Source organism: Photorhabdus sp. RM322S (assembly GCF_042879395.1).
GTDB classification, from domain to species: domain Bacteria; phylum Pseudomonadota; class Gammaproteobacteria; order Enterobacterales; family Enterobacteriaceae; genus Photorhabdus; species Photorhabdus khanii.
This window is the reverse complement of record NZ_JBHFKW010000029.1, coordinates 18018-30674: the sequence shown is the minus strand read 5'-3', so window position 1 is coordinate 30674 and position 12657 is coordinate 18018. Positions and strand designations below refer to the sequence as shown.

Annotated in this window: 7 protein-coding genes; 4 read left to right on the top strand and 3 right to left on the bottom strand. The window is 45.9% G+C overall.

Annotated elements, in window-relative coordinates:
• Window positions 1-39: 39 nt before the first annotated feature.
• Both malQ and malP read right to left on the bottom strand, forming a co-directional pair.
• On the bottom strand, window positions 40-2127 hold the full coding sequence (gene malQ / locus ACGF63_RS16485; RefSeq protein ID WP_387632098.1) for a 4-alpha-glucanotransferase: 2088 nt from the start codon (window positions 2125-2127) through the stop codon (window positions 40-42).
• Between the two features lie 9 nt (window positions 2128-2136).
• Window positions 2137-4545, bottom strand: coding sequence for a maltodextrin phosphorylase (gene malP / locus ACGF63_RS16480; RefSeq protein WP_387632095.1), 2409 nt, complete (start codon window positions 4543-4545; stop codon window positions 2137-2139).
• Window positions 4546-4969: 424 nt separating this feature from the next.
• Between malP and malT the strand changes: the two genes are divergently transcribed.
• A complete protein-coding gene (gene malT, locus ACGF63_RS16475) occupies window positions 4970-7684 on the top strand; it encodes an HTH-type transcriptional regulator MalT (protein WP_036845807.1) in 2715 nt (904 codons plus the stop codon).
• A gap of 63 nt (window positions 7685-7747) precedes the next feature.
• Here the strand turns inward: malT and ACGF63_RS16470 are convergent, their stop codons facing one another.
• Window positions 7748-8944 carry a multidrug effflux MFS transporter gene (locus ACGF63_RS16470; protein ID WP_387632091.1) on the bottom strand — a complete coding sequence of 399 codons (1197 nt, stop codon included), beginning with the start codon at window positions 8942-8944 and terminating at the stop codon, window positions 7748-7750.
• Window positions 8945-9672: 728 nt separating this feature from the next.
• Between ACGF63_RS16470 and ACGF63_RS16465 the strand changes: the two genes are divergently transcribed.
• The 3 genes from ACGF63_RS16465 to ACGF63_RS16455 are packed head-to-tail and all read left to right on the top strand — an operon-like array spanning window position 9673 to window position 12630.
• Window positions 9673-10923 (top strand): aspartate aminotransferase family protein, encoded by a 1251-nt coding sequence (locus ACGF63_RS16465; protein WP_152963728.1) that lies wholly within the window; start codon window positions 9673-9675, stop codon window positions 10921-10923.
• A complete protein-coding gene (locus ACGF63_RS16460; protein WP_152963729.1) occupies window positions 10923-11984 on the top strand; it encodes a zinc-binding dehydrogenase in 1062 nt (353 codons plus the stop codon). The genes ACGF63_RS16465 and ACGF63_RS16460 overlap by 1 nt, the downstream gene beginning before the upstream one ends.
• A gap of 13 nt (window positions 11985-11997) precedes the next feature.
• A complete protein-coding gene (locus ACGF63_RS16455) occupies window positions 11998-12630 on the top strand; it encodes an HAD family phosphatase (protein WP_036845795.1) in 633 nt (210 codons plus the stop codon).
• Window positions 12631-12657: the final 27 nt, after the last annotated feature.

The following is a 12657-nucleotide window of genomic DNA, read 5'->3' as shown; positions in this document are numbered from 1 at the left end:
AGATAGCTCTTTCAGAGGGGGAACCCGGTGCTACGGTGTTCAGTTCTCGGCTGCTCCTGCTTTTTTACGACATGTATTCAAATCATTCAGTAATTGGTTTACATGATCATCACTGAACATCGTTTCCAGTGTGGTATTTAATTTACGTCGCCAGTTGGGATATTCCATTGTAGTACCTGGAATATTGACGGGTTTATCCATATCCAGCCAGTCTTCGGGTTGCAGTCCCAGCAGTGCGCAGGTGCTGTGGGCAATATAGCGATGTAATCCCTGGTTTATCTCGGGTGACATTGCCACCTCTTTCGCAGTGTGGCCGATATGTTCCGGAATACAGCCGTAGCGATGCAATCCCTCTAATAACTCTTGTTTGCTTGCCTGACGTTCGGTATATAGCCTTTGAAGAAGATCTTTATCAGGATATAGCTTGAGTGATTCCCCAAGTGTCAAATCGGCACTTTGCCAGAATCCGCGCAAAGTAGGCAGATCATGGGTGGTTATCGTTGCCATTGCTTGTACTGGGTAATCATTCGGTGCACGGACTTCTCCCTGTCCATTACGCTCAAAGTAGAGCACTTTATAAGAATAGACACCGCTGTCGCGCAGTTTGCTCACAATTTCTTCCGGCACGATACCCAAGTCTTCACCAATGACCAGGCATCGATGACGTTGACTTTCCAGTGCCAGAATTGCCAGCAGATCATCAACTGGGTAGTGTACATATGCCCCTTTGTCGGCGGTTTCGCCATAGGGGATCCACCAGAGCCTGAGCATCGACATAACGTGGTCAATGCGTAGGGCGCCGCAATAGGTCATATTTGTGCGCAGCAGCTCAATGAATGGTTGGTAAGCCTGGGTTTGTAAAACATGAGGATTCATTGGTGGCAGGCCCCAGTTTTGACCCAATGGCCCCAGAGCATCCGGTGGCGCTCCCACTGATGCTTTGGTGCAGTAAACAGCCCGGTTGCACCAAGTTTCCGATCCTCCTTCGGCTACGCCAACGGCTAAATCTCGGTAAAGCCCAATCGGCATTTCATTGGCTTGACTTTGTGCAAAGCAGTCTGCAAGTTGAGTATGGGCCAGCCACTGTAGCCAGAGGAAGAATTCCACTTCTTGCGGGTGAGACTGGCAAAATGTTTGTACGGCTTCGCCGTGTGGATCGCTATATTCTTCCGGCCATACAGGCCAGCCCCAACAGCTGTTATTTTTAGCGTATAGCAAACAGTGCAGGGCGTCATAGACGGCTTGATAGTAGAGGCCTTCACCACCTTGAATGACGAATTGGCGAAAAGAGACCTGTTGGGAGTCAGCTTCTGAACGGGTATTGAACTGTTGATATGCCAGACGCAGTGCTGCCATTTTCAACGCCATGACTGTGGTGTAATCCACCCATTTTGTGCTGCGGGCATGTTGTAACATGCGCTGTGTCGTCTGAGTTTGCCACCACTTCTGCGCTTCTTCACTGTGTTTGAAATCTTCAATCTGATTAACATCAATGTAAATCACATTAAGCCAGTTGCGTGAAGAGGGGCTATAGGGACTGGCGCTTTCTGGCATAGCTGGATGCAGCGCATGCAATGGATTCAATCCGATAAAGGAACCCCCGCGTGCCGCCATCTCTTTCAGCATGTATTTCAGATCGCCAAAATCTCCGATTCCCCAATTGTTTTCTGAACGCAGTGTATAGAGCTGTACACAGGCACCCCAAAGTTTTTCCCCCTTTAACAGCGCATTTGGCTCATAGCAGCGTTTGGGCGCGACTATAATTTGTATAGACCAGCATTGGCTGCCTTGCGTCAGAGTAAGGTGATGGTATCCCTGAGCAAGGGTATCAGGAAAAGTCAGTTGATGGCTGCCATGTCCCTGAAATTCTTCTCCTTGTTCTGTCCGTATCTGCCATTGGTAGTTCCTGTCGTCTTTCAGGGTGATAGTGAAGTGCTGCCCTTGAGTAAAAACTTTTACTATCGGTACGGGGGAAATCGGCTCGTTGGCCGGTTTGTTTACATTTATGGCATCTAACAGGCGGTGCCTGGTGTCTGCGGGAATCGCCTGTGGTTTTCCATAAGCATTGATATAGCTGGCAACAATGCCAGCCTCGGTCGCTAAATGATCGAGGCTCTTATCCTCCATGATTTTTCCTTATCTCTTTGCTTGCCAGATACGTTGTTGATAATCCCGGATTGTCCGGTCAGAGCTGAACATGCCCATTCGGGCGGTATTCAGAATGGCGCTGCGTGTCCAGCCTTGAGTATCACGGTACAAGGCATCGATCCGCTTATGGGCATTGCAATAGGAGGCAAAATCAGCCAGTACCAGATAAGGGTCTCCACCTTCAATCAAGCTGTGCAGCAGCATGTCAAATGCCCGCTTATCACTGTAGCTGAATTCGCCGCTGGCCAGTGCCTTGAGTATGTTGTCCAGATGTTTATCTTCCTTGAGTAACGTCAATGGATCATAACCGGCAGCTTTCAAAGCTTTCACTTCTTCGACGGTGTGTCCGAAGATGAAAATGTTGTCGTTTCCCACTTGCTCGGCAATTTCGACATTCGCTCCGTCTAATGTTCCGATAGTCAGTGCGCCATTTAGTGCGAGTTTCATGTTTCCTGTACCGGAAGCTTCCTTACCGGCAGTGGAGATTTGTTCTGAAACATCGGCAGCCGGGATCATAAGCTCTGCGACAGAAACTTTGTAATCGGGGATAAACGCGATCTTGATGCGATCACGAACAATAGGATCATTATTGATCTTTTCAGCGGCTTGATTGATCGCAGAGATAATGTTTTTTGCCAGATAGTAACCTGGTGCTGCTTTCGCACCAAACAGGAATACGCGTGGAACGATATCCAGCGCCGGATTTTCCTGAATTTGCTTATAGAGCGACAGGATGTGTAGCAGGTCCAGATGCTGACGCTTATATTCGTGCAGGCGCTTAATGTGTACATCGAAAATGGCGTTTGGATCCAGCTTAAGCCCCATTACTTTATTCACATAATTGGACAGGAGGATTTTGTTGCCCTGTTTGACCGCCCGATACTCTTCGCAGAAAGCAGCGTCATCTGCATAGGGTTCAAGCTCTTTAAGTGCATTAAGATCGTTAATCCATTCACGGTTAAGCGTCCGGTCGATCAACCCTGACAAGGCTGGGTTACACTGTTTGATCCAACGACGCGGGGTAACACCGTTCGTCACGTTATGGAATTTGTTCGGCCACAGTTGGTGATATTCTGGGAAAAGATCCTTAACGATCAGTTCTGAGTGCAGCGCCGCTACCCCGTTCACGGCAAAGCCGGCGACGACGCAAAGGTTCGCCATCCGCACCTGATGGTTATAATGTACCGCCAATTTTTCCCATATGGCTTGATCGCCTGGCCAGGTTTTCTCCACCAGATTTTTGAAACGGCGGTTAATTTCTTGAATGATGTCGTAATGGCGTGGCAGCAGGTGGCTTACCAGATGTTCATCCCAACATTCTAGCCCTTCCGGCATCAGCGTGTGGTTAGTATAGGCGAAAGTATGGCTGGTTATCTCCCATGCCGATTCCCAGCTTATTTGGTGTTTATCCAGCAGAATGCGCATCATTTCAGGAATGGCAATCGTTGGGTGGGTATCGTTAAGCTGGATAACTTCATACTTCGGCAGATCTTCTATTTTGCGTCCTGCCAGATGATGGCGGCGCAGGATATCCGCCACAGAGCAGGCACACTGGAAATATTGTTGCATCAGACGCAGGCGTTTGCCTTCCTGATGGTTATCATTCGGATAGAGAACTTTCGTCAGCTTATCTGCTTCAACACCTTGCTGTTCTGCTGCCAGGAACTGACCGTTGTTGAATTTGTCGAGATCAAATGGATCAGCATGTGTTGCTTGCCACAGGCGCAGTGGTTGGGTAACACCGTTGTGATAACCAATAACCGGTAGATCCCAGGCTTCCCCAATCAATGTAAATTCAGGTGCCCAGGTTTCGCGCCCATCGTCTGTCATTAAGACTTCGCCACCAAAATTAACTTCAACATCCAACTGAGCATTGTGGCGGAACCAAGGGTAGGATTCACGCCCCCAATTGTCCGGCTTTTCAATTTGCTGCCCCTGCTGAAAAGACTGGCGGAACAAGCCATATTGATAATTCAGACCGTAGCCAATTGCTGATTGGCCAACGGTTGCCATAGAGTCGAGAAAACAGGCTGCAAGCCGTCCGAGTCCACCGTTGCCTAAAGCGGGGTCCGTTTCTTGCTCCAGCAGATCGCTCAGAATGATATTTTCTTCTGCCAGGTAAGTCTGAACGTCTTCGTACCAGCCAAGGTTGAGCAGATTGTTTGCAGTCAAACGGCCAATCAGAAACTCCATAGAGATATAGTTCACATGGCGTTGTTGTTGGTCGGAAGGAGCAGTGATCTCAGGGCTTGAGGGCAGTAGTTCTGACAGGGCCGCACTGACGGCTTGCCACCACTGATGCTGAGTCATTTCCTGTGCTGATCCGAGGCCAAAGCGCTGCCATTGATGCGTCAGCGCAGCTTGAAACTGGGCTTTATCTAATCTGGTCTGTTGCATGGAGTCTTCATCCTGTAGCTGAAAAAGGAAAATTTAGACACTATGCTGAATGCTCTCAGAGTCTAAAACATCATCCTGGAGAGGTATTAGTCAGGGTGGAGTAAAAGGGCGTAGTCGATAATCATATTCAGCTTGATTTTTAATCTATGTGAATTCATTTTTTCCTGGAGATTGATGGAATGGTTTGCGGTCGGCTTCCATAATTTATCGATGGAAAATGGAATTTGCTGTTCAAGAATGTGATAGGGCGCGCAACTTAATACAATGAGGTTCGCAAACAGGTTTGCAAAGGCTGTGTATTTCACTAAATTTGGTTGGGCTTATTAATGACATTATTACGGGCCGTGATATAAATTATCTAATAACATCACATAGGGTTCCGGCGCAGGTTTTATTTATCGCTTCTTATTGGGCACGGAAATCAATGCTTATCCCATCAAAACTGAGTCGTCCTGTTCGTCTGAATAATACGGTTTGGCGTAAACGCCTGTTGATCAGACTGAATGAGTCGTCTAACTATCGTCTTGTTCTGATAACCAGCCCTGCTGGTTATGGTAAAACCACATTGGTATCTCAGTGGGCGGCCGGGCAAGATAATCTGGGATGGTATTCTTTGGATGAAAGCGACAATCAGCCGGAGCGTTTTGCCAGCTATCTTATCGCGGCGTTGCAGCAGGCCACGCAAGGGCATTGCGCCAAAAGTGAAGTGTTGGCCCAAAAACACCAATATGCCAATTTACCCGCGCTCTTTGCTCAACTGTTTATTGAACTCAATGAATGGCGACGACCGATTTTCCTGGTGATTGATGATTATCACCTGATTATGAATAACATTATTCATGAGGCTATGCGATTTTTCCTGCGTCACCAGCCTGAGAATCTGACTTTAACCATCTTATCACGCAATCTGCCTTCTCTTGGGGTCGCCAATCTGCGTGTGCGTGAGCAATTGCTGGAAATCGATAGCCAGCAACTGGCTTTTGATCATCAGGAAACCCAGCAATTTTTTGACAAGCGTTTGACCCCATCGCTTGACGCCGACGATTGTAAACGCCTGTGCAACGAAGTGGCTGGCTGGGCAACGGCGCTTCAGCTGATTGCGCTTTCAGCGCGGCAGTCGTGTGATGCCGCTGAACTGTCGGCTAAACGCTTATCGGGCATTAACGCCAGCCATCTTTCCGACTATTTGGTGGATGAAGTATTGAATCAGGTGGACAAATCGACCCGTGAGTTTTTGTTGCGCAGCTCTATTTTGCGCTCTATGAATGATGGTTTGATCGTTTGTCTTACCGGTGAAGAGAATGGTCAACAGCGTCTTGAAGAAACCGAGCGCCAGGGGCTGTTTATCCAGCGTATGGACGATTCTGGCGAATGGTTCCGCTTTCATCCACTTTTTGCCTCATTTTTACGCCAACGCTGTCAGTGGGAAATGGCATTGCAATTGCCTGAATTGCATCGTGCCGCCGCAGAAGGCTGGTTGGTTCAAGGGTATCCGGGCGAGGCTATTCATCATGCTTTAGCGGCGGGCGATACGGCCATGTTACGCGATATTCTGTTGCAGTATGCCTGGTCGTTGTTTAACCACAGTGAGCTATCTCTGCTGGAAGAATGTATGAATGCGCTGCCTTATGAACAACTGTTGGAGAGTCCGCGTCTGGTGCTGCTTCAGGCTTGGTTGGCTCAGAGCCAGCATCGCTACTCAGAGGTAAATACACTGTTGAGCCAGGCGGAACAAGCACTGCATCAGAAACAGATTGCTATTGAGCCGGATTTACTGGCTGAGTTCGACGCTTTACGGGCTCAAGTCGCTATGAACAGCGGCAAGCCGGAGATGGCTGATAAGCTGGCGAAGAAGGCCTTGGCGGCTCTGTTGCCACAGAATGAATACAGTCGTATTGTCGCAACGTCAGTGGAAGGTGAAGTCTTACATTGTAAAGGCGAGCTGGCTGACGCATTGATGCGGATGCAACAAACTGAGCAGCTTGCGCGCCGTTTCCACGTTCATCACTATGCGTTATGGGCATTGTTGCAGCAAAGCGAGATTTTGCTGGCACAAGGGTATTTGCAGACCGCCTATGAAACGCAGAACAAGGCATTTGAATTGATCCGTGAACAGCATCTGGAGCAGCTTCCGATGCATGAGTTCCTTTTGCGCATCCGCTCACAGCTTTTGTGGTGCTGGTCCCGTCTTGATGAAGCAGAAGAGGCTGCGCGTCGTGGCTTGGAGGTGTTGTCGAACTTCCAACCTCAGCAGCAGTTGCAGTGCCTGACACAGTTAGCCAAATGTTCTTTGACCAAGGGAGATATTGATAATGCCCGCCGTTATTTGGCCCGTTGTGAAAACCTATTGAATAATGGGCAATATCACAGAGACTGGCGAACCAATACTGACAAACTGAGAGTCATCATTTGGCAGAATATGGAAGAGAAAAGCGCGGCTGTTCGATGGTTGGCACAGACCGAGCGACCGGATAGTGTCGATAATCATTTTAATCAGGGCCAGTGGCGTAATATCGCCCGCGCTCAGATCCTTCTCGGCCTGTATGATGAGGCGGAATCTATTTTGGATATGCTGAATCAACATGCAAGAGAATTGCAATTAATAAGCGATCTGAACCGTAATCTACTGTTATGTAACTTGCTTTACTGGCATATAGGACGTAAAAGTGAAGCGCAGAATGCGCTTATCGAGGCGTTGGCTCTGGCTAACCGCACAGGATTTATCAGCCATTTTGTGATTGAAGGTGAGTTGATGGCCCAGCAGCTGCGTCAGCTTATCCAGCTGAATACTTTGTCTGAACTGGAGTTGCACAGGGCACAGCGCATTTTACGTGATATCAACCGTCAGCATCGTCATAAATTCGCTCATTTTGATGAAAGTTTCGTCACACAGTTGCTGACACATCCCGATGTCCCAGAACTTATTCGCAATAGTCCACTGACGCAGCGTGAGTGGCAGGTGCTGGGACTGATTTATTCAGGCTACAGCAATGATCAGATTGCCGCAGAGCTGGATGTAGCAACTACAACCATTAAGACTCATATCCGGAATTTGTATCAGAAACTGGGGATTGCGAATCGTCAGGAGGCGATTCAGCAGGCACAGCAACTGATGCAGATGATGGGGTTAGGTGTGTGACTTCCGGTGAGCAAGCCATTGTTCTGATCAGTGATACTGAACAATGGCTTTGCGTGACAGATTTTAAGATTTTAGCGAGACAATCCGTCCTTTCAGGCTGCGACTGAGTAAGTGTGCTGACAGGGTTAACACGGTACCCAGTAGCATCACCAGCATCAATGATTGTTTGGGTGGAAATGGTAACGCCATAGCGCCCAGTGAGATAATGGAGCCAACCGCCATCTGGATGAACCCTATCAATGCGGAAGCGACACCTGCTTCTTCAGAATAAGGTTCCAGAGCGTAACTGGTCGCGGGCCCCATCACAAACGCTAAACCAGCACAAGCGAAAGCAACCGGTAACATATAACTTAGCCAGTGTTGGCTGGCTATGTTTGGCAGCAGATGCATTCCTGAGAACAGAGATAGGCAGCCCAGTGCCATCAGAATTGCCCCAAACAGCAAGCAGAAAGGGCGGCCCGTTCGATGAAGGACTTTATTGGCGATCAGGAAGGCGATCATGGTCCAGAGCCCATTGCCACCAAAAATCAGTGAAAATAAGAGTGGTGAGATATGGCCTTCGGTCATTAACACTGTTGGTGCAAATGAAACATAAGTAATCATTATTGCCATAATACCAGCGTTAACCAGTGCAAAATGCATAAACCGGGCATTACTGAGAATTTGATAATACTGTTTCAGCGGGAGTCCATGAATTGGTTTAGTGTTTGCGGGGCGCGTTTCTGGCAGCCAAATGGCAATGATAAGCAGCACAATAACGGAGTAGCAGACCAAAAACCAGAATGGTGCCCGCCAGTCAAACAGTTCAGCCAAAAGACCACCGAGTAACGGAGCGAGAGCAGGAACAATATTCAGTGTACTGTTGAGAAAACCGTAGGCTTTAGCTGCCTCGTCACCATTCAGGCGGTCGCGTACACCGCTGATGCAGACGACACTGGTACAGCAAACAGCACATCCTTGAATGATCCGTGCCGCGACAAAAATTTCGGAATTGGTTGAAAGTGCTGCGATCATAGAGCCAATGATATACAAAATGATCCCCATTAAGGCAACCGGTCGACGGCCAAATTTGTCCACCAATGGTCCGGCGATTAATTGCCCCAGTCCCATGATTAGCAGAAATAAAGAGATAGTCGACTGAATGACCTCATTATTAACCTGAAAATCTTCAGCAATGGCGGGAATAGTAGGTAAAAATAGATCGATACCTAGTGGCCCGAAAAGCACCAAACTAAGTAATAGAAAAATGTAATTTCGCATATTTATTCTTTTAGTATTTCAACAAATTGTGATGGTTTTGTGCGTAAATCGGCACAGTGGCATTGAGTTTCCAGCATAATTAAAGATTTTGTGTATGCCAGAGATCCTATTAGCGGGTTATTTCAAACTAGCGATAGGTTTATTTAAATATCGTGCACAACCGAACTCTTTACTGCTTTTTCAAACCTGAACTTTATACGAGCTGCTTAACTGTGTAAACCAACCAGGCTGTTTCAGCACTTTTTTAAGGTATGTCAGATTATTAGCAGCCTCTATTCTAAGGTGTTCTATTTGAAATTATTTCATAAATAAATAGTTACTTTATTTTTTCATTTCTTTGGTAACTCATTCTCAATAAAAAAGCATATCATTTCTGACAAATCAGAAATAATCAAGATGGTCACCTATCATATAAGGAATAGTTATAGGCTATACAAATATTCTCATGGTTATCGTTTGAGGCAGAATTCAAGATTTTCGGACTGTTCTACAGGATTTTAAACAGAATTATCTATACTAGCCATATTTACTAGCAGTTCTGTATGTAATTAACAATGCATTCAAAATAATAATGTTTTTTATACAAAATACTTTAATTTTTTAAATGTTTTTGTGGTTTTTATCGGTTTTTTATTGATATAAATTAGTTTTTAGTAAATATTCTCTTACCTGTTCGCGATTGTTGTGCTTTCTTGTAGTTAGAAATGGTTAATTAAGGTGATAAGATTATGGAAAATGGAAAACGGTTTGAAGATATGCTTTCTCGTTTTGTTGGGAACGGTCCTTATCTGGAAATAGATGGTGAAAAGTATATTGATGCGGCTTCGGGAACATTTAACCTTCCACTTGGGTACACTAATCGCAGAATAGCAGAAAAATTAAAACAGCAAATCGACAGATGTACACATTTGAGTTCAGCTTATACTCATGAAATGTCGCAATATATTCTGAATAAATTAGTTAAACATACCCCTGAAGGAATTAATAGAATATGGTTGCGGGATGTTTCCGGCTCCGGGGCGGTTGAATGTGCCATTCGTATTGCTCAAAAAGCAACAGGGCGGTCAGGGGTTATCTCCTTCTTTCTGGCTCATCATGGTCAGTCTTTAGCTACAGCGCAAATTTCTGGTAATGCTTTTAGAATTAAAGATTTTCATGTCAATATTGATGGTTCTTTAAAAGTGCCAACTCCTGCCAGCGTCATGTCTGAATTGGAACCGAGCACAGAACCAAATCAGTATTTTGACCTGGAACAATTTATTCAATTGGGCTCAAATGACAATATTGCTTGCCTAATTATTGAACCTATTCAAGGAAATGGTGGAAATATCGTTTTCCCTGTTGATTTTTACCGTAAGATTAGAGATATCTGCCATAAACATGACATTATCATTATCGCAGATGAGGTGCAGACAGGGTTTGGACGCACAGGAACATTCTTCGCATCAACTGGTTACGCCAAAGAATTAGAACCAGATATTATTGTTTTCGCTAAAGGCGCTGGTGGCATAGGTATTCCTACCGGTGGTGTATTGATGCGTAGTTCATTGGATGTATTAGAGTCTTTCGAACATTCCAGCACATCAGGCGCTAACCCTCTTTCACTCACAGCTCTCAACGAAATTATCGATATTATCGAAGATGAACATGTTCTGGAGAATGTGCAGAGTCACGAAGCTTATTTGCGTAATGGCTTATTAGCATTACAGCGTAAATATCCAGAAATTACCGGTGTCAGAGGCGTTGGTTACATGTTTGGTTTTGATACGCCATCGCCGGAATTTGCTGCAAAAGCGATTGCAACTGCGAACAGCCATAATTTGATCATCCGGGGCTCTCGTTATGGGAAAGGCCGTGCACTCAAAGTTCGTCCTCCATTAATTTGCACTAAGGAACATTTAAGCGAGATTTTGCATAAATTGGATCTGACTTTTGCTGATCTGACTTTAGATATGCTGGACAACAAGGAGGTAGCATAATGAAAGCACTTAAATTTAATCAGGTATGGGATGTTCAAATCCGGGATGTTGAACCGTTACATTGTGTTGAGTCTGATGATGTGGTGGTTGATATTGCGGTTTGTGGTGTCTGTGGTACGGATGTTGGGATTATCACGGGTTCTTACCCTGTTGCGATTCCGGGGACGACTCTTGGTCATGAAACGACGGGTGTTGTCACTCAAATAGGAAGAAGTGTTACGCGTTTTAACGTGGGTGACCGCGTGGTGATCAATCCAACGTATTCCTGTGGGCATTGTCGGATGTGCCAGACAGGAAGCCCAAATCATTGTGAAAAAAAATTGGGGACCGAAGCTGGGGTTTCCTATGACGGAGCATTTGCTGAACAGTATCTGGCTAAAGAGAGTTCACTGATAAAACTGGATGATCATGTCAGCATGGAAGAGGCATCACTTACCGAACCGCTTAGTTGTACATTAACCGGTGTCGATAAGCTGGGTATCACTCATACTAATATTCGTGCAGCAGTGGCTGGCGCAGGTCCAATGGGGATGCTCTACATTTGGGCTTTACATGCCAGGGGCGTCAAGGCTTTCATGGTCGAGAAAAATGAAAGTCGTGTTCAGTTTGCCAGAGAAAACCTGCCCCCAGAGTGTGAGTTGTATACTGATTTTGATGAGGCTTTGGTTCAGAAATATGGCGATAAATCGGCATTGATCGATCTATGTGTAGATACTACCGGACAGTTAACCGAATACATTTTCGAACATCTAGCGCCTGGCGGAAAATTGCTGAATGTTGCGCTTAAAGATAAACATGCCAGCCTTGATATTCTTAAAATTGCGGATAAGAGCCTTTCAGTCATTGGTTCTATTGATTCTCTGAATAACAGCTTTGAACGTGCTTATACCATGATCCGTGATGGTATTATTCCGGCGGGTCGTCTGGTCAGTCAGATCTTTGATTTTAATGATTACTTGCAGGCTTTTCTCACTGTGGGTTGCGATATTGCGAGCAAAACCCAAAAACCGCTCTATACTCCAAACTGTAAAGTGCTGATCCGCATTTCCGATCTCAATTAATGGAGTTTTTCACATGGATAAATTTAATGTGATTTTTGACATTGATGGGGTCATTGTCGATAGTGAGCAATTGCACTTTGATGTTCTTTGTGCGTTGGCTCCTGATTACACACATCATGTACAACCGCAGCAACTTATCGGTCTGAGTTTGAAAGAAACGCTGGATTATATTGGGGTTCCAGCTCAGCAGCAGCAAGAGATCACTGACAAAATTGTTTCTGTTTACAAAGATAAGCTGTCCCAAAGTTACCTTCGCCCAGGGATTGCCAGGCTGATAGAGGCTTTACAACAGCACAGCATTCCTTTTGGTTTTGTCTCTACTGCGCCGCGTGAAGTGTGTTTGGCTAATATTGGATTATTGGGATTGAGCGAAAGCCCAGCGTTGATCTCCGGCGACGATGTTGTAAGAACGAAACCGAATCCCGATCCCTATCTTGCCATGTTGGAATTGAAGTCGATGGATGTTCATCAAACATTGGTAATTGAAGATACAGATTTGGGGATTACAGCAGCAGTACAGGCAGGTATTCCCTATGTGTATGCCTGGCCTCATGCGTTATCCGTTGCAGAACAGTATCAACAGGCAACCCGTATTATCGGAGTGCTGACAGATATTCCGCAATTTTCCAGGATTAGTTTTGCATAATTTAATGCCCTCCGTGAGTCACATCGG

What these genes read in the sequence shown, in the direction of transcription:
- ACGF63_RS16460 (WP_152963729.1), top strand. Translation starts at nt 10,923, where the DNA reads ATGAAAGCACTTAAATTTAATCAGGTATGGGATGTTCAAATCCGGGAT.
- ACGF63_RS16455 (WP_036845795.1), top strand. Translation starts at nt 11,998, where the DNA reads ATGGATAAATTTAATGTGATTTTTGACATTGATGGGGTCATTGTCGAT.
- ACGF63_RS16470 (WP_387632091.1), bottom strand. Translation starts at nt 8,944, where the DNA reads ATGCGAAATTACATTTTTCTATTACTTAGTTTGGTGCTTTTCGGGCCA.
- ACGF63_RS16465 (WP_152963728.1), top strand. Translation starts at nt 9,673, where the DNA reads ATGGAAAATGGAAAACGGTTTGAAGATATGCTTTCTCGTTTTGTTGGG.
- malT (WP_036845807.1), top strand. Translation starts at nt 4,970, where the DNA reads ATGCTTATCCCATCAAAACTGAGTCGTCCTGTTCGTCTGAATAATACG.
- malP (WP_387632095.1), bottom strand. Translation starts at nt 4,545, where the DNA reads ATGCAACAGACCAGATTAGATAAAGCCCAGTTTCAAGCTGCGCTGACG.
- malQ (WP_387632098.1), bottom strand. Translation starts at nt 2,127, where the DNA reads ATGGAGGATAAGAGCCTCGATCATTTAGCGACCGAGGCTGGCATTGTT.